General features: G+C 60.6%; 18 protein-coding genes. 8 read left to right on the forward strand and 10 right to left on the reverse strand.

Translation table 11 applies throughout. The features are described from left to right. Window positions 1-24: 24 nt before the first annotated feature. Both msrQ and msrP read right to left on the reverse strand, forming a co-directional pair. On the reverse strand, window positions 25-678 hold the full coding sequence (gene msrQ, locus C9E91_RS08275; protein WP_414124010.1) for a protein-methionine-sulfoxide reductase heme-binding subunit MsrQ: 654 nt from the start codon (window positions 676-678) through the stop codon (window positions 25-27). Next, complete coding sequence (msrP, locus tag C9E91_RS08280) at window positions 678-1,625, reverse strand: protein-methionine-sulfoxide reductase catalytic subunit MsrP (RefSeq protein ID WP_107107822.1); 948 nt, start codon at window positions 1,623-1,625, stop codon at window positions 678-680. The genes msrQ and msrP overlap by 1 nt, the downstream gene beginning before the upstream one ends. 344 nt (window positions 1,626-1,969) lie before the next feature. Between msrP and ilvD the strand changes: the two genes are divergently transcribed. Then, complete coding sequence (gene ilvD, locus C9E91_RS08285) at window positions 1,970-3,808, forward strand: dihydroxy-acid dehydratase (RefSeq protein ID WP_107107823.1); 1,839 nt, start codon at window positions 1,970-1,972, stop codon at window positions 3,806-3,808. Between the two features lie 210 nt (window positions 3,809-4,018). On the opposite strand, the gene C9E91_RS08290 is transcribed toward ilvD, so the two are convergent. Continuing rightward, window positions 4,019-4,366: a lysozyme inhibitor LprI family protein gene (locus tag C9E91_RS08290; protein ID WP_107108126.1), complete on the reverse strand. Its 348-nt coding sequence runs from the start codon at window positions 4,364-4,366 to the stop codon at window positions 4,019-4,021. Between the two features lie 175 nt (window positions 4,367-4,541). On the opposite strand from C9E91_RS08290, the gene C9E91_RS08295 reads away from it, so the two are divergent. Both C9E91_RS08295 and C9E91_RS08300 read left to right on the forward strand, forming a co-directional pair. Further along, window positions 4,542-5,945, forward strand: coding sequence for a DegQ family serine endoprotease (locus C9E91_RS08295; RefSeq protein WP_107107824.1), 1,404 nt, complete (start codon window positions 4,542-4,544; stop codon window positions 5,943-5,945). After that, the gene (locus tag C9E91_RS08300; protein ID WP_107107825.1) at window positions 5,942-7,258 is read left to right on the forward strand and encodes a replication-associated recombination protein A; all 1,317 of its coding nucleotides are present in this window, start codon (window positions 5,942-5,944) and stop codon (window positions 7,256-7,258) included. The genes C9E91_RS08295 and C9E91_RS08300 overlap by 4 nt, the downstream gene beginning before the upstream one ends. An 8-nt stretch (window positions 7,259-7,266) precedes the next feature. On the opposite strand, the gene C9E91_RS08305 is transcribed toward C9E91_RS08300, so the two are convergent. From C9E91_RS08305 to C9E91_RS08330, 6 genes are all read right to left on the reverse strand, one after another. Further along, entirely contained in the window at window positions 7,267-7,596 is a 330-nt protein-coding gene (locus tag C9E91_RS08305) for a DUF1883 domain-containing protein (RefSeq protein ID WP_107107826.1), read from the reverse strand. Between the two features lie 108 nt (window positions 7,597-7,704). Then, entirely contained in the window at window positions 7,705-7,974 is a 270-nt protein-coding gene (locus C9E91_RS08310) for a hypothetical protein (protein WP_107107827.1), read from the reverse strand. A gap of 31 nt (window positions 7,975-8,005) precedes the next feature. Further along, window positions 8,006-8,200 (reverse strand): hypothetical protein, encoded by a 195-nt coding sequence (locus tag C9E91_RS08315; protein ID WP_107108127.1) that lies wholly within the window; start codon window positions 8,198-8,200, stop codon window positions 8,006-8,008. A 142-nt stretch (window positions 8,201-8,342) separates the two neighbouring features. Next, window positions 8,343-9,278, reverse strand: a complete 936-nt coding sequence (dapA, locus tag C9E91_RS08320; RefSeq protein ID WP_107107828.1) for a 4-hydroxy-tetrahydrodipicolinate synthase — start codon at window positions 9,276-9,278, stop codon at window positions 8,343-8,345. Window positions 9,279-9,292: 14 nt separating this feature from the next. Further along, window positions 9,293-9,520, reverse strand: a complete 228-nt coding sequence (locus C9E91_RS19650) for a hypothetical protein (protein WP_146143988.1) — start codon at window positions 9,518-9,520, stop codon at window positions 9,293-9,295. 150 nt (window positions 9,521-9,670) lie between these two features. Then, window positions 9,671-10,687: a ketopantoate reductase family protein gene (locus C9E91_RS08330; RefSeq protein WP_107107830.1), complete on the reverse strand. Its 1,017-nt coding sequence runs from the start codon at window positions 10,685-10,687 to the stop codon at window positions 9,671-9,673. Window positions 10,688-10,948: 261 nt separating this feature from the next. Between C9E91_RS08330 and C9E91_RS08335 the strand changes: the two genes are divergently transcribed. The 4 genes from C9E91_RS08335 to C9E91_RS08350 are packed head-to-tail and all read left to right on the forward strand — an operon-like array spanning window position 10,949 to window position 15,189. Then, window positions 10,949-12,397 carry a hypothetical protein gene (locus C9E91_RS08335; RefSeq protein WP_107107831.1) on the forward strand — a complete coding sequence of 483 codons (1,449 nt, stop codon included), beginning with the start codon at window positions 10,949-10,951 and terminating at the stop codon, window positions 12,395-12,397. Beyond that, window positions 12,375-13,193, forward strand: coding sequence for a hypothetical protein (locus C9E91_RS08340; RefSeq protein ID WP_107107832.1), 819 nt, complete (start codon window positions 12,375-12,377; stop codon window positions 13,191-13,193). The genes C9E91_RS08335 and C9E91_RS08340 overlap by 23 nt, the downstream gene beginning before the upstream one ends. Continuing rightward, on the forward strand, window positions 13,193-14,182 hold the full coding sequence (locus C9E91_RS08345) for a hypothetical protein (protein ID WP_245407450.1): 990 nt from the start codon (window positions 13,193-13,195) through the stop codon (window positions 14,180-14,182). Before C9E91_RS08340 ends, C9E91_RS08345 begins: the two co-directional genes overlap by 1 nt. Beyond that, entirely contained in the window at window positions 14,176-15,189 is a 1,014-nt protein-coding gene (locus C9E91_RS08350; RefSeq protein ID WP_107107833.1) for an OmpA family protein, read from the forward strand. Before C9E91_RS08345 ends, C9E91_RS08350 begins: the two co-directional genes overlap by 7 nt. Before the next feature lie 3 nt (window positions 15,190-15,192). Here the strand turns inward: C9E91_RS08350 and C9E91_RS08355 are convergent, their stop codons facing one another. Beyond that, window positions 15,193-16,815 (reverse strand): ABC-F family ATP-binding cassette domain-containing protein, encoded by a 1,623-nt coding sequence (locus tag C9E91_RS08355; RefSeq protein ID WP_107107834.1) that lies wholly within the window; start codon window positions 16,813-16,815, stop codon window positions 15,193-15,195. A 198-nt stretch (window positions 16,816-17,013) separates the two neighbouring features. Here C9E91_RS08355 and C9E91_RS08360 point away from each other — a divergent pair, with 198 nt between their 5' ends. Next, window positions 17,014-17,610: a cation efflux transmembrane domain-containing protein gene (locus C9E91_RS08360; RefSeq protein ID WP_245407451.1), complete on the forward strand. Its 597-nt coding sequence runs from the start codon at window positions 17,014-17,016 to the stop codon at window positions 17,608-17,610. The last annotated feature ends 43 nt before the right edge of the window (window positions 17,611-17,653 follow it).

The following is a 17,653-nucleotide window of genomic DNA, read 5'->3' on the forward strand; positions in this document are numbered from 1 at the left end:
GAACGACGGGCTTCAGTTCCGATCCTAAGCGGCTTTGGAGCGGGAAACCGCAGCCGGTTTCCGCACCGCCCTGCGTTTCTCCATCATGATCGGACGGTACGATCGATAAAGGATCATGGCCATCAGCAGGCCGATATAGATGAATTGCTCCAGCGACAGCACCTTGGTCGACAGCGCGAAATGCAGCGCGCCGCAGGCGGCGATGATGTAGACCAGCCGATGCAGCCAGATCCATTTCTTGCCGAGACGTTTGATCGAAAAATTGTTGGAGGTCACGGCCAGCGCGAGCAGCATCACAAGCCCCGCCATGCCGAACATGATGAAGGGCCGCTTCAGCACATCGCCGATGAGGGCCTGCACGTCCAGCGCCTGGTCGAGGATCATATAGACTGCCAGATGCATCAGCGCGTAGTAGAAGCAGAGCAGGCCAAGCGCCCGGCGGTAGCGCAGGTAGTTCCAGCCAAAGAGATCGCGCGCCGGGGTGACGGCGAGCGTCAAGAGCAGGAAGCGGATCGCCCAGAGCCCGAGGAATAGCTCGAAGGTCTTCACCGCATCGGCGCCGAGCTGGTCCGTGGTGCCGAGATAGAATTCCCATGCGGCCGGTATCAGGCCGACGACGTAAAGCGTCCAGACGGAAGCAGGCTGCCAGCGTTTGGGCAGGGCGAGGGAAAGAGTCATCAGAAATTCGCCCGCAGGTCCATGCCGGCATAAAGACTTGCGACCTGATCGGCATAGCCGTTGAAGGGTAGGGTGGGGTGACGATTGGCGCCGAAGAAGCCGCCTTCGCCGATGCGGCGCTCGGTCGCCTGGCTCCAGCGCGGGTGATCGACCGCGGGATTGACGTTGGCATAGAAGCCGTATTCCTGGCTGTTGGTCGCTTGCCAGGTGTTCACTGGCTGCTTGTCGGTGAGCGTGATGCGGACAATCGACTTGATGCCCTTGAAGCCATATTTCCAAGGCACGACAAGGCGGATCGGCGCGCCGTTCGCATTCGGCAACATCTCGCCATAGAGACCGACGGCCAAAAGTGTCAGCGGATTGCGCGCTTCATCGAGCCGCAGGCCTTCGACATAGGGCCAGTTCAGCGACTGGAAAACGCCTGACTGCCCGGGCATCTCCTCCGGCCGTACGACCGTTTCGAAGGCGACGAATTTGGCGCTGCCAAGCGGCTCGACCTTGTCGAGCAGGGCAGAGAGCGGAAAGCCGTCCCAGGGAATGACCATCGACCATGCCTCGACGCAGCGCATGCGATAGACGCGCTCTTCCGGCGGAAAGTCCTTGATCAGCGCATCGATGTCGAATGTGCCGGGTTTGCCGACCATGCCATCGACCTTGACGGTCCAGGGCCGCGGCTTGAAATTGCCCGAAAGCTTCGCCGGATCGGCCTTGTCGAGACCGAATTCATAGAAATTGTTGTAAGTGGTGACGTCCTTGAGCGGCGTCAGTTTCTCGTCGACCGTATAGTTGCTCTTCGTCGCGTTCAACGTATCGGCAAAAGCGCTTTTCCCGCTAGCAATCGCGAGGCCGGCGCCGGCCGCAGCCGTCAGGAATTCCCGGCGCCTCAGATAGACCGAGCGCGGCGTGATCTCGGAAGAAGCGATCTTCGGCGGGCGATAGGAAGGCATTACAATATTCCTTTCTACGATCGTAGAGATGATACGGCCTCTACGGAGGAGAAGCACGATTTGTTACCGTCTTACGACGTTATTTCTTTTCAACGGAAACCAACTTTTTGTGTGCTTCCGTGAGGGAATAAATCGTCTTCTGCGGTGTCCATGTCATTTGGCCGATGACTGAGCCCGAGACTTGCTTTGCCCTTGCGGCGTACCGGATTCGGTCTAGTTGACAGTGACAGTCCGGTGCGATTGGATTAGGACAATTCCAAAAAGCAGGATTGTCGGCGCTCCCTTCGGCGCAAAGCCTTGGCCGGCCGGCGCCTCACAATTTCCAAGACGACGAGGAAGACACCATGCCAGCTTATCGTTCCAGAACCACGACCCATGGCCGCAACATGGCGGGCGCGCGCGGCCTTTGGCGCGCGACGGGTATGAAGGATAGCGATTTCGGCAAGCCCATCATCGCAGTGGTCAACTCCTTCACCCAGTTCGTGCCGGGCCACGTTCACCTCAAGGATCTCGGCCAGCTCGTAGCGCGCGAAATCGAAGCCGCCGGCGGCGTCGCCAAGGAATTCAACACCATCGCCGTCGATGACGGTATCGCCATGGGCCATGACGGCATGCTCTATTCGCTGCCCTCGCGCGAGCTGATCGCCGACAGCGTTGAATACATGGTCAATGCCCATTGCGCAGACGCCATGGTCTGCATCTCCAACTGCGACAAGATCACCCCCGGCATGCTGATGGCCTCGCTGCGCCTGAACATCCCGACGGTCTTCGTATCCGGCGGCCCGATGGAGGCCGGTAAGGTTGTCCTGCACGGCAAGAAGCATGCACTCGATCTGGTCGACGCCATGGTTGCCGCTGCCGACGACAAGATCAGCGACGAGGACGTTCAGGTCATCGAACGCTCGGCCTGTCCGACCTGCGGCTCCTGCTCGGGCATGTTCACGGCCAATTCGATGAACTGCTTGACCGAAGCTCTCGGCCTGTCGCTGCCGGGCAATGGCTCTACGCTCGCCACCCATGCGGACCGCAAGCGCCTCTTCGTCGAAGCCGGCCATCTGATCGTCGATCTCGCCCGCCGCTATTACGAGCAGGAGGATGGCTCCGTCCTGCCGCGCACCGTTGCTTCAAAGCAGGCTTTCGAGAACGCCATGGCGCTCGATATTGCCATGGGCGGCTCCACCAACACGGTTCTGCATATTCTCGCTGCCGCCCATGAAGGCGAAGTCGATTTCACCATGGCTGATATCGACGCCCTTTCGCGCCGCGTGCCGTGCCTGTCGAAGGTCGCGCCGGCCAAGAGCGATGTGCATATGGAAGACGTGCATCGCGCCGGCGGCATCATGTCGATCCTCGGCGAGCTCGACAAGGGCGGCCTGATCAACCGCGATTGCCCGACCGTTCATGCCGAAACCCTTGGCGATGCCATCGACCGCTGGGACATTACCCGCACCAACAGCGAGACGGTGCGCGAATTCTTCCGTGCGGCTCCCGGCGGCATTCCGACCCAGGTCGCTTTCAGCCAGAACGCCCGTTGGGAAGAACTCGACACCGACCGCCAGAACGGCGTCATCCGCTCCGTCGAGCATCCCTTCTCCAAGGATGGCGGTCTCGCTGTTCTCAAGGGCAATCTGGCGTTGGACGGCTGCATCGTGAAGACGGCCGGCGTCGATGAATCGATCCTGAAATTCTCCGGCCCAGCCAGGGTCTTCGAAAGCCAGGACGCATCCGTCAAGGCTATCCTCAGCAACGAGATCAAGGCCGGCGACGTCGTCGTCATCCGCTATGAAGGCCCGAAGGGCGGCCCGGGCATGCAGGAAATGCTCTATCCGACGAGCTATCTGAAGTCGAAGGGCCTCGGCAAGGCCTGCGCGCTGATCACCGACGGCCGTTTCTCCGGCGGCACCTCGGGCCTCTCGATCGGCCACGTTTCGCCCGAAGCGGCCAATGGCGGCACGATCGGCCTGGTGCGTGAAGGCGACATGATCGACATCGACATCCCGAATCGCACCATCAGCCTGCGCGTTGACGAAAAAGAACTCGCCGTCCGCCGCGAAGCTCAGAACGCCAGCGGTTGGCATCCGGCAGAACAGCGCAAGCGCAACGTCACGACGGCGCTGAAGGCTTATGCGGCCTTTGCGACGAGTGCTGACCGGGGTGCGGTCCGCGATTTGGGTGGTAAATGACTAAATTCCTTCGCCCCGTCCTGAGCTTGTCGAAGGGGCGGGGAGAACGTGGGCTGGCACAATTGAGCACAGCGAAATTGTACCAGGTCGGATGAGGGGCCTTCTGGAAATCAACCGCGACGGCAGAGTTTGCCGGACCCGCGGTAGCCCCTCACCCTAGCCCTCTCCCCGTTTACACGGGGCGAGGGGACGATCGTGCAAGAGGCCTGCTCACAACGGCCGATTGATCCGCTTATACGTCTCATCCAACGCTTTCAGCCGTTCGTCATAAGCCTCTTTGATGCAAGCGGCATCGGCGCCACAGGCCTGTCGCTTCTTCAGCCAGGCCGTCTGTTCGTCTTGCAGCGTCCCGCGTGAGCCCATGGCGAGCAGGCCGGAGAGCAGGTCGAAGGTCGTCACCATTTTCACGTCGGCATCGTTGAGCGCTCTGTTGTCGCAGATCATCTTCTCGTCCGGCTGAAGGGTCTGCGAATCGCAATTGAAGCTCGCAGCCTCCGATGTGTTGGCCGTCGTCAGGAGGGTAACGAGAAAGACTGCTGCAAGGCTGGTTGATCGCATGATTTTGCTCCATCTGCCGGTTTCCGAAACGAAATGCGCGATCACGCGTTTTTGTTCATCACACCTGTTCTTCCCGTGTGTGAACGACCAATTATACTTCATGCTTCCGCCCTCTTTCCTTTCTAGCGTCGGACGCTACAACGTTGTTTCAAGAGCATTAAAGAAGGAAAATTCCATGCAGGTCCTGCTGAAGCGCACCGCCGTTTCGATGATCGCCCTCATCATGACGATGCCGCTTTCCGCCGAGGCACAGACAGCAAAGTCCGTGCCGCAGAGCCAGATGCAAATGCAGCTTTCGTTTGCGCCGCTGGTCAAACAGACGGCCGGCGCCGTGGTCAATGTCTATGCCGAGCGGATGGTACAACGGCAGTCGCCCTTTGCCGGCGATCCCTTCTTCGAACAGTTCTTCGGCCAGCGCATGCCGAATCGCACCGAGAAGCAGTCTTCGCTCGGCTCCGGCGTCATTGTCGAAGCCAACGGCACGGTCATCACCAACAACCATGTCATCGACGGTGCCGACGATATCAAGATCGCACTCTCCGACGGCCGCGAATTTCCCTGCGATGTCGTGCTGAAGGATGATCGGGTCGATCTCGCCGTTCTGAAGATCAAATCCAAGAACCAGAGCTTCCCCATCCTGCCGCTTGGCAATTCTGATGCCGTCGAAGTTGGCGATCTCGTGCTGGCGATCGGCAATCCCTTCGGCGTTGGCCAGACGGTGACGAGCGGCATCGTATCGGCGCTGGCCCGCAACCAGGTGAAGAACCAGGTCGGCTTCTTCATCCAGACCGATGCCTCGATCAATCCCGGCAATTCCGGCGGTGCTTTGGCGAATATGTCGGGCGAACTGATCGGCCTCAACACGGCCATCTTTTCCCAGGGCGGCGGCTCGAACGGCATTGGCTTCGCCATCCCCGCCAATCTGGTCAAGGTGTTTCTCGCGGCGGCCGATCGCGGCGACAAGACCTTCGATCGCCCCTATATCGGCGCTTCCTTTGAACCGGTGACATCTGATGTTGCCGAGGCGCTGGGCCTTGACAAGGTGCGCGGTGCGCTGGTGACCAAGGTGATCGATGGCGGGCCGGCGGCGAAGGCTGGTCTGAAGGCTGGCGAGGTCGTCACGGCCATCAACAATATCCCGGTCGAGCATCCGGACGCGCTTGGTTATCGTCTGACGACGGCTGGCCTCGGTGCTACCGTTGATTTGACCGTTCTGGACAACGGCAAAGAAATGCACGACAGCATGACGCTCGCCGCCGCGCCGGAATCCACGCCGCGGGATGAGAAACTGATCCAGGGCAACAATCCCTTCTCAGGTGCGACCGTTGCCAACCTCTCGCCGCGCGTCGCCGATGAACTGCATCTGCCTCCAGATGCGAACGGCGTCGTCGTCGAGAACCTGAAGGCGGATTCGCAGGCAGAGCGCCTTGGCTTTGCGCCGAAGGATATCGTCGTTTCCGTCAACGGCGTCGCGATCACCTCGACGGACGTGCTGCAGCAGGCCGTTACGGGCAATCCAAGCTTCTGGCGCGTCGAAATCGAGCGCGACGGTCAACGCATCCGGCAGTTCTTCCGATGAGTGACGATCTGTTTGCACCGCGGATACCGGAGGAGGTCGCCAAGAGGCGGCCTCTCGCCGATCGTCTGCGGCCGCAAACCTTGAGCGATGTCACCGGCCAGCCACATCTGGCCGGTGAGGATGGCGCGCTGCGGCGAATGATCGACTCCGGCTCGCTCGGCTCCATGATCTTCTGGGGGCCGCCAGGCACCGGCAAGACGACGGTGGCACGGTTGCTGTCGGGCGAGGCGGGCTTGGCCTTCGAGCAGATCTCGGCAATCTTCTCCGGCGTCGCAGATCTGAAGAAGGTGTTCGAAGCCGCGCGTCTGCGCCGCATGGATGGCCGCCAGACGCTGCTTTTCGTCGACGAGATCCATCGCTTCAACCGCGCCCAGCAGGATAGCTTCCTGCCGGTCATGGAGGATGGCACCGTCATTCTGGTCGGCGCCACCACTGAAAACCCGTCTTTCGAGCTCAACGCCGCTCTCCTATCCCGTGCGCGTGTCCTGACGTTTCGCTCGCATGACGAGGAAAGCCTGGAGGAATTGCTGCGCCGCGCCGAGGCGGCTGAAGGCCGGCCGTTGCCGTTGACCGAGGATGCCCGCGCCAGCCTGATCCGCATGGCCGATGGCGATGGCCGCTCAGTGCTGACTCTGGCCGAAGAAGCCTGGCGCGCCGCGCGCAAGGACGAGCTTTTCGATCCTGATGCGCTGGTCAAGATCGTGCAGCGCCGGGCGCCGGTCTACGACAAGGCTCAGGACGGCCATTACAATCTGATTTCGGCTCTGCATAAGTCGGTGCGCGGCTCCGACCCTGACGCGGCGCTCTACTATCTCGCCCGCATGTTCGATGCCGGCGAAGACCCGCTTTATCTCGGAAGGCGGCTGGTGCGCATGGCGGTGGAGGATATCGGCCTTGCCGATCCGCAGGCGCTGGTCATCTGTAACGCCGCCAAGGATGCTTATGATTATCTGGGGTCACCGGAAGGTGAATTGGCCTTGGCCGAGGCCTGTGTCTATCTCGCTACCGCTCCAAAGTCGAACGCCGTCTATACTGCCTTCAAGGCTGCCACGCAGGCCGCCAAACAGAACGGCTCGCTGCTGCCGCCCAAGCATATCCTCAATGCGCCGACGAAGCTGATGCGCACGGAAGGATATGGCGACGGTTACCGTTATGATCACGACGAGCCCGACGCGTTTTCGGGCCAGAATTATTTTCCGGAAAAGATGGGCCGCCAGACCTTCTACGATCCGCCGGAGCGTGGTTTCGAGCGCGAAATCCGCAAACGGCTGGACTGGTGGGCGAAGCTGCGCAAGGAGCGCGGCGAACCATAGGTTGGACGTCACCTAGCGGTGACGACTTCCGCTGCCTTTTGCATGCGCGGTGCGGGAGCCTTGTCGATCATCTTGACGCTCGATTCCGCCATGCCGTTGTGGCCTTCCATATCCACGACCAGATGCCAATGGCCGGTCTCCGGAATGGACAGCCGGATCGGCGATTTCTTGGCGACGCCGCCGAGGAACTGGTGCTTCAGAGTTTCCGTAAAGCGCTCGAAATTCGAGCTGTTCATCAACCGGACATTGGCGATGGCCGACAGTGTGATCTCGATCACGGTGCCGGCGCGCTGCTCGTTGAGATCATAGTGGCTGTAACGGAAGGCAGGCTTCGACATTGCTCTTTTACTCTGGTGACACCCGGCCGCTATTTTACGCAAGTGCCGGTTAAGGAAGAGTTGGGTCGGGTGCCGTGAGGCGATCGAAGCTGTTTCGAATTGCTACATCTAATGCAGATTTGGAGACGGCATCGCGAAGCCGTCGAGTTCGAGCACCGAGCCCTCTGGGGCGCGGCATATATCGGCCGGATTATAGTTGCACTCTTCCGCTGCAAAATGCAGCGCCGCCTTCTCGGTGGCGAACAGGCCGCCGACAAGACCCTGCCGATCCCAGACGATCCAGGCGCCACGGCGGTCGCGGCCGACCGTGAAGCGGGCGGGTGCCGGCGAGACGGCAATGTGAGCCGAGCGGCGCTGAATATGCTGTGCATCTGCCATGTGTTTTCCCTCGTAAATCGCTTCGCTACACTCAGTTGCCAGCCCAGTGCATCAGCGCCTGGATGATGCCGGCGCCGAGGAAGACGAGCGCCAGGCGTGGCGCTATGGCGCGAAGTCCGTTTAGCAGTGTATGAAACGGGGTCGGCCGCTTGGTCCCCACGAGAGCGGTGGGGCGAGGGCGTTGGAGCGGATCAGCAGCGCCATATTGCATGTAACGTGACATCATAGTTCCTTTCCAAGTGTCACCGGCGCTGCGGTCGATTTTGGGCGACGCAAGCGCCATGCAAATAAATCTATGAGTGATCCGATATGTTTTCCATTTGGCAGAAAACGCTAAAATATAAAAATCTCATAGGGATAGGTTGCTTTCATAATCCTGTTCGGAAAGTCCTCGGCGAGGATGCGTCGCTTTGGTAGGCGAGTTGAAGCGAAGCCATCGCCGTCCTGATCGCCGCATCCGTCTCGGCTTCGACGCCGGTTAGCGGCAGGCGTACATCCGGGCTGATGTCCCTTATCGGAGACAAGGCATGCTTCACCGTTGCCGGTTCGGGTTCACGCGCAAGCGCCTTGAGCAGCGGCCGCAGCCGATCGTCGATCAGCAGCGCCGTCGCCATATGGTCGCACGCCGCCGATAGCTGCATGGAGCGGAAAAGCCGCGGTGCGATGTTGGCCGCACTTGAAAACGAACCCCGTCCGCCAGCCATGGTGAAGGCGAGCGCGGTTGCATCATGGGTCGAATAGAGCCCGATCCTTTCCGGCAGCAGAGGACGCCAGGTGCTGATGCGGCCGATATCGCCGCTGCCATCGGCGATGCCGATGATGGTCGGGATTTCCGCCAGCCGCGCGACCGTCGCGGGCGTCAGGTCGATGGCGGTATGGGCGGGCAGGTTATGGATGATCAGCGGCAGATCGGTGCTGGCGGCCAGCCGCTCGAAATGATGGACAAGACCTTTCTGGCTCGGCTTGGAATAATAGGGAAGCGTAACGAAGGCCGCATCGGCGCCGAGTGCCTGGGCCTGCCGTGTCTCCTCGATCGTCGTTGCCGTGTTATTGGTGCCGGTAGCGACGATAACGGGGACCCGGCCCTCCGCCAATTCGGCGCAGATCTCGATGATCCGCACTCGCTCAGCCGCAGTGAGCACAGGTCCTTCGCCGGTCAAGGAGCAGGCGAGCAAGCCGTCGATGCCGCTCAGCAATTGCCATTCCACATGCGCCATCAGACCGACGGTATCGATCGTATCGTCCCGAAACGGCGTGACGAGCGAGGTGATCGCACCGCCCACACGCAAGGCCGGTTTCATCATGATCTTCTGGCCGCTCAGAGAGCATGCAGCACTATGAAAAGCTCAAGGCCGCCGAGCAGCAGCCCGAAGGCGAACATGGCGTAGAAGGTACGTCTTTCGCGGACACGCCGGTCGCGAAGCCGTCGCTTCGGTGGGGCTTTGGCCGTGGGGGTAGAAGCGACAATGCGTTGGCGTCTTTCGTCGCTGCCCCGCACAAGAAAACGGATGGACTCTGCAAGGTTGGTGGAGTGTGTCTCAAGCATGGCGTCTACCTCTGCATCTGATCCCCACGGTAGCGCCGACCCGCATAGGAAATCCATTCGAGGCAGAGGGCAAAGAAATAGGGGAGATATAAAGATGCAGAGGTTCACCGAACCGGGCGGGGCAGGTGGGGAAGTCGGCGGATGACAGGCTTATCCCGCCACCCGCAAGTTCTCCCGGTCCAACTGCGTCACCAGCGCCAGGATTGTCGCCGAAGTCGGCGTCGCGACACCGGCGAGCTTGCCGAGCGAGACGACCATGCCGACCAGCGGCGTGATTTCCAGCGCCTTGCCGGCTAGCAGATCCTGCAGCATCGAGGTGCGTACCGGACCGATCTGGAGGGAGCGTTCGAGGCGTTCTTCGACGGAAATCGCCAGGCGTGCACCCAAGGCTTCCGCAACGGTCTTCACCTCGTTCATCACCTGGCCGACCATGGCCGACAGGGCCGGGTTGTCCATGATGTCGGACATCAGTGCTCGCGTCAGGGCGCTGATCGGATTGAAGGCGGCATTGCCCATCAGCTTGCTCCAGATTTCGTCGCGAATGCGCGGTGAGATCGAGACGTTGACCCCGCCGCGCTTCAAGAGAGCTGCGATCGCTTCGATGTCGGCGGTCGTTTCGCCGGAGGGTTCTCCGAGGACGAAATGACCGTTGTTGCTGAGCTTGATCTCGCCGGGATTGATGACCTCGGCGCCCTGATAGGCGACGCAGCCGACAACGCGCTGAGGCCCGATCAGCCGCCACAGATTGCCGTTCGGATCGAGCTCCTCCATCTGGCGCTCGGCATGGCCGCTTTGCTCATCCCGATGAAAATACCACCAGGGTATGCCGTTCAGGACCATCATGACACGCGTCCGATCATGCAGGAGCCTGGCGATGCCGGGGGCTGCCGCATCGAGCTGGTGGCCCTTAAGTCCCGTGATTACCAAGTCCTGTGGCGGAAGCTCCGCGGTGTTGTCCGTTGCAGTCACCTGCGCCACGAGCGGGCTGTCCGCTTGAGCCTCCCAGACCCGCAAGCCATCCGCGCGAATGCCTTCCAGATGCCCGCCACGCGCCACGACGGAAACGGTCGCTTGCTCCCTCAGTCCCAAAGCCAGTTTCGCCGCGATGGCGCCGCCGAGCGCGCCCGCGCCGTAGACGCAGATGGTTTTGAGCGAGGGGGATGCCATAGCCTTGATCTCCAGGTCCGTAGCGATCGGAAGAAGTTAGGTCGTCTCCATGATTTGGCGAGACCCGGCGGGCAGAGTTGGCGCGCAATTCCGCCGTTTCATCGAAACTATGGTCGAACTCGAACCGGCATCGTCCGCTCGGGCTATTCTTTACCACAATCACATTTTAACGTCGGCGGCGGTGCTGGACCAGAAACAACCAGTGCGGTATCGGTTTGTCGCTGGTCCTTTTAAAGTTGATCGTGTCGCCGAGGAAGATCTTTGCGTTTCGAAGCCTTAAACCGCCTCTGGGAGACCGTTCGGGAGACTAGCCATGATTTTCAGGCCTCTACCGACGTGTTTCCTGTTGTCGATATTGAGAAGCTGAGTACGACGCTCAGCCTGAAGGAGAAGGGCGCCGCCAACGGCGGGCTCAACCGGCCAGGGCAAAGCGCTCAGTCTTTCGATGAGACCGAGCAGCGTGTCATCGCTTGGGTCGAGGCGGAAAAGAAAAGCTCCTATCAGGTGCTGGAAGACCAGTTCCAGACTTTCGACAGCCGCTTGCGCAATCTCGATTTCGAAGGTCAGTTCGGGCTGATACGGCAGGCGAATGCGTCCAGCGTTTCGGATTTCAAGGCAGAGGTTGCAAGCGGCGTCGACGAGCTGCACGGCCTGCGTCGCAATCTGAAGACTGCCGAGGACGAGATGGTCGACTTCAAGTCCCGGCACAGGCTGCAGCGCGCGGCGAAGGTCTCCAGCAAGGCCGCCTGGGCCTTCAAGGTTGCGCTGATCATCTTTCTCATCCTCATCGAGATGGTGATGAACGGCAGCTTCCTTGCCAAGGGGAGCGCGCAGGGCATGGTCGGCGGTGTTACGGAGGCGGCGGCCTTCGCCTTCCTGAACATCGGCGCGGCGCTGATGTTTTCCTTCTTCTGCGTGCGCTTCCTTGTGCACAGGTCGTTCTTCCTGAAGCTGCTTGGTCTGCTCGGCCTGGTCGCCTATGTCGCCGTGGCGCTCGCGATCAACATCGCGCTGGCGCACTACCGCGAAGTGTCGGCAACCATTCTCTCCGGCGCCGGCACGGAGGTCATGCAGCGGCTGAAGACTGCGCCGCTGGGTCTGCAGGAGCTGAATTCCTGGATGCTTTTTGCCGTCGGCCTGATGTTCTCGCTCATCGCCTTCATCGACGGCTGTTATCTGACCGATCCCTATCCGGGGTTTGCCGGCGTGCAGAAACGCCTCGATGCGGCGCGAAGCAACTACATCGACCGCAAGCTCGATCTGATCGACGATCTCCGGGATATCCGCGACGAACACAATGGCAAGATCGAAGAGATCATCCGCGATCTCAGCATGCGCCGGCAGGAGACCGCCGCCATCATCGCCCATCGCGCCAGAACGGCGGGCCTCTTCCTCGAACATCAAAATCATCTCGAGCGCACGGCCAATACGCTTCTCACCATCTATCGCGAGGCCAACAGAGGTGCGCGGACGGAGCCGGAGCCAGCTTATTTCACATCCCGCTATCAGTTGGAGCGTCTGACGCCGGTTCTGCACACCGATGAGGAATGGGACGACAAGGTGCTCGGCGAGCGCATTCAGAGCGCGCAGGCCGAGTTGACCCAGCAGATCAAGCGGATCGGCGACGAGTTCGAAAGCGCCATCGAGAAATATCACAAGCTCGATAATCTTTTCCCGGAGGGCATCATTGGCACGACGCAAGCGGCGTAGCCGAGCCGGCAGTTCGGCCGGCCTTATCATCGCGACGGTTTGCCTCGCCGTTCTGTCCCTCGGTATTGTCGGCGCCTATGGCTGGCTTCGCTACAAGGCGAGCGGCAATGTCGCGGTCGACCAGGCCTCGCTCTGCCCGGTGGATGGCCCGAAGGCAGAAACGGCGATCCTGCTCGATGTCACCGATCCGATCTCGGACACGACGGCGCTCGACCTGCGCAATCAGTTCCAGAAAATCGTCGCCGATGTGCCCGTCGGCGGCGCGATCGACATCTATGCTTTGACGGAGAAAGAGGGCGAACTGATCCAGACCTTCCATGGCTGCAATCCGGGAAGCGGTGCCAGTGTCGACGAATGGACCAGCAATCCCCGCCTGGCGCAGGCGCGCTGGGAAAAAGGCTTCGCAAAGCCGCTTGCCGATATCGCCGGTAAGCTGAGCGTCGGGGAGGCGGGCAAGCAATCGCCGATCATGGCTGCCATCCAGAAGATCAATCTGGAAGTCTTTGCGAGCACTGCCGGTGGCATACCGAAACATCTCTACATCGCGTCCGACATGATTGAACATACCGACGCCTTCTCGAACTATCGCGACGGTGCCTCCTATCAGAAATTCCAGCAGAGCCCCGCGCGTGATAAATTCCGGACGTCACTGGATGGTGTCATGATCAGGATACTCGCCTTTCAAAGGCCGAACATGAAGTTCACTATGGAGGAGCTCGCAAATTTCTGGGCGCAGTGGATCAAGAGCAATAATGGCTATTTCGACGGCTTCGTCCGATTGGAGGGGATACGCTGATGGCCGATGTTGAGGCGAGGCTGGCCATACGCGACTATGGGCCGATGGTCCTCTTCGGGCTGGTCACCGTCGGCGGCATGATTTTCATCTGGACGTCGAAGCTGCTCGGTTGGCCGCTGCCGATCGTGACCGGCGTGCCGCTGCTGCTGATGGCAGTCTATTTCGTGATCTCGGTGGCTTTCGCCGGATTTCGCCTGCACAACGAGCAGGCGGGCGACAATCTCTACTACATGGGATTTCTGTTCACCCTGTCGAGCCTCGGCGTCTCCCTCTACCTCTTTGCCGGCGAGACCTCGATCGAGACGATCGTCCGCAATTTCGGCATTGCCGTCACCTCCACCATCGCCGGCGTGACGCTCCGCATTCTCTTCAACCAGATGCGCCGTGATCCGATCGATATCGAGCGCAGCGTCCGCCACGAGCTGGCGGAGATGACACGCCGCGTGCGCTCGGAACTCGACTCTTCGTCGCGCGAATTCTCCCACTACCGGCGCGTCAGCAACCAGATGCTGTCGGAGGGTTTCGAGGAGATCGGGCGCCAGGCGGAACGCAGCGGCGAGGAAATTCAGAAGATCCTGGAAGTCCTGGCGAAGCAGGCGGTCACGCCGATCAACGAGGCGGCTGCGCAACTGACGGAAACGACATCGCAGCTTTCCGACATCATCGGCAAATTCGGCACGGCCGTTGAAACTGTCGGCAAGAAGCTCGAGGAAATCCGCTCGCCCGAAGACGTCGTCCGCGCCGAGCTGGCGCCGGCCATTGCCGCCATCAAGGAAATGGCCGAGGCGCAGTTGCAGCCATTGAAGAATATCGAGCAGACATTGAGCCGCATGGCGGATTTGCCGGGACGATCGTTTCCGCCGGAACTCAAGCCGATCGATCCCCATGTTGCACCCATGGGCGATGAGACGCTCTCCGGAGCGATAACGGCGGTCACGGCCAATGAAAACGAACCGCCAAGGCGTAAGCGACGGTGGCATCTATGGTGATGCGCGTCTCGGACACTGCGCCAAAGCTAGAACACAAGGGCTATAATCGCGGGCTCATTCTCGGCCTGACCATGGCCGAATCCATGCTGCTGCTGGTCTTCTGCCTGCTTCTGGTCGCTGCCGCCATGATTTCCGCGGAGAGGAACCATCGTTATGAGGCCGAGCGGAAATTGAAAGATGCCGAGCAACGGCTTGTGCTCCTGGAAAAGAAACAATCCGAGCAGGCGGCGCGCATCGTGCAACTGCAATTGAAGCTGATTTCCGGCGACCTATCGGCGGACGACCGCGCGACGCTAGAAAAGGAATGGCGTGAACTGGTCCAGGCGCGCGAGACGCTGGACAGCATGAGCGCCGATGGTACGAAGCCGGAGGATCTGCAGGAGCTCGCCAAAATCGCTGACGTGCTGAAGCAGCATGGCGTCGATCTCGCCAAGGCGCCCGACGAGGTGAGCAAGCTGCTGGCGGGAGAGGGCGGCGGAAAAGGCGCTCATGATTGGCCGCCGATCATCAATCTTGACGACGCCAAGAAGAATTATTTCCAGTCGGGCAGCGCCGAATTGACCAAGACTTTTGAACGCATGCTCGACACCACAATCTCGAATGAGATTGCCAGCAATCTCAGCCTCTACGATGCCGATATTGTCGAGGTGATCGGCCACACGGACGAGCAGCGCGTATCGCGGCCAAGCTCGAACCTCGACGATACGCTGATCGGGGCAATGGATGGCAAACTGCCGATATCGGCTGTCGAGCCTGCTGATAATGCCGGGCTGGGGTTGGCGCGCGCCGTCGCGGTCGCCAATGTCCTCAAGGCCAATCCGAAGCTGAAGAACGTCACCATCTTGCCGATGTCGGCCGCCCAACTGATCCTGCCGGGCGATACGATCACGGCAGGGCAGGCGGGTGCCGTAGAATCCCGCCGGCGCATCGAAATCCGGGTCCGCGGCAGGACCACGCCCGTTGCCGTGATCAACGATGCAACGGCGTCCCCCGTCAGCGTACGCTGAGGCTCAGCTCCGAAGACCCGGAGCCTCATGGCCGGTGCGTGCCACATATTCGGTGTAGCCGCCGCCATATTGGTGAATACCCTCGGGCGTCAATTCCAGCACGCGGTTGGACAAAGCGGCCAGGAAATGCCGGTCGTGCGAAACGAACAGCATGGTGCCCTCATATTGCGACAGGGCCTTGATCAACATTTCCTTGGTGTCGAGGTCCAAATGGTTCGTCGGCTCGTCCAGCACGAGGAGATTTGGCGGATCGAAAAGCATCATCGCCATGACGAGCCGCGCCTTCTCGCCGCCTGACAGTACCCGGCACTTCTTCTCGACATCATCGCCGGAGAAACCGAAACATCCCGCCAGTGCGCGCAATGAGCCCTGTCCCGCCTGGGGAAACTCGTGTTCCAGCGACTGGAAGACGGTGCGCTCGCCGTCAAGGAGGTCCATGGCGTGCTGAGCGAAATATCCCATCTGCACGCTGGCGCCCAGAGCGACGCTGCCGCCATCCGGCTGCGTCGAGCCCGCCACCAGCTTCAGCAAGGTGGACTTGCCGGCGCCGTTGATGCCCATGATGCACCAGCGCTCCCTTCGCCGCACCATGAAGTCCAGTCCTTCATAAATGATGCGGCTGCCATACTTCTTGTGAACGCTCTTCAGGTTGACCACGTCTTCGCCAGAGCGCGGCGCCGGCTGGAATTCGAAGGCGACGGTCTGGCGCCGTTTCGGCGGCTCCACCCGATCGATCTTCTCCAGCTTCTTCACGCGGCTCTGCACCTGCGAGGCATGCGAGGCACGCGCCTTGAAGCGTTCGATGAATTTGATTTCCTTGGCAAGCATTGCCTGCTGGCGTTCGAACTGGGCCTGCTGTTGCTTTTCGTTCTGCGCCCGCTGCTGTTCGTAGAATGCATAGTCGCCGGAATAACTGCTCAACGAGCCGCCATCGATCTCGATGATCTTGGTGACGATGCGGTTCATGAACTCGCGGTCGTGCGAGGTCATCAGCAAGGCGCCTTCATAACCTTTCAGGAATTCTTCCAGCCAGATGAGGCTTTCCAGATCCAGATGGTTGCTCGGCTCGTCGAGGAGCATGACATCGGGGCGCATGAGGAGAATGCGGGCAAGCGCCACGCGCATTTTCCAGCCGCCCGACAGTGCGCCGACGTCGCCGTCCATCATCTCCTGGCTGAAGCTCAGGCCCGCCAGCACTTCGCGCGCACGCCCTTCGAGGGCGTAACCGTCCAGTTCCTCATAACGAGCCTGCACTTCGCCATAGCGCTCGATAATCTCGTCCATCTTATCGGCCTGATCTGGATCGATCATCGCGGCTTCCAGCTCGCGCAGCTCGGCGGCAACCGCACTGACGGGGCCGGCGCCTTCCATCACTTCGGAGACGGCGCTGCGGCCAGCCATTTCGCCGACATCCTGATTGAAGTAGCCGATGGTCACGCCCTTATCGACGGAAACCTGCCCTTCATCGGGCTGCTCCTGTCCCGTGATCATCCGGAACAGCGTCGTCTTGCCCGCGCCGTTCGGGCCGACGAGCCCGACGCTGTCGCCCCTGTTGAGCGCAGCGGATGCCTCGATGAAGAGGATGCGATGGCTGTTCTGCTTGCTGATATTCTCGATACGAATCATGTCTACGCGAGGCCCGAAGAAAGTTTTGGCGCCTTATGCCACGGGTCGTGCGCTCTGTCGCAGCTTTTCGGGTGGGAGAATGAGCGATTTCTGAGAAGCCTATGTAACATAGAGTGGCTATTCTAGTTGCGCGCTGTTCGAGGTGCATGAGGAGATGCGGAGCAACGCTTCCAGGTCAACAGAGCAGAAGGAGTGACGATGACCGTGTTGATGGGCGAAGGTGTGAAGCGCGTGGTAAGGCAGGTGGCCCTCCTGAACCTCGGTTATTTCGGGATTGAGTTTCTGGTCGCGCTGTCGATCGGTTCGGTGTCCCTGTTTGCCGACAGCGTCGACTTCCTTGAGGACGCTTCCATCAACCTGCTGATCGCCGTTGCGCTCGGCTGGAGTGCACGCAACCGTGCTCGCGTAGGCATGGCGCTGGCCGGCATATTGCTCGTGCCCGGTCTCGCCACGGTGTGGACTGCCTGGCAGAAGTTCATGACCCCTGTCGCACCCGATCCGCTGCCGCTGACGTTGACGGGCCTGGGTGCGCTTGTCGTCAACCTTTCCTGCGCGTTGATGCTCACCCGCTACCGTCACCATAGCGGCAGCCTTACACGCGCGGCGTTTCTGTCCGCCCGCAATGATGCTCTCGCAAACATCGCCATCATCGCAGCCGGTCTTATGACCGCCTTCGTCTGGCATTCGGCTTGGCCCGACCTCATCGTGGGGTTGGCGATCGCCGCGATGAATGCGGACGCTGCACGCGAGGTGTGGAGTGCCGCGCGCAACGAGCACCGCACGGCCCAACCATAAGCGTTCACTCCTATGTTTCGCGCGCTTGATACGCCTCAGACAG

The sequence above is a fragment of the Rhizobium sp. SEMIA4064 genome (assembly GCF_003025035.1).
Lineage (GTDB): Bacteria > Pseudomonadota > Alphaproteobacteria > Rhizobiales > Rhizobiaceae > Rhizobium > Rhizobium paranaense.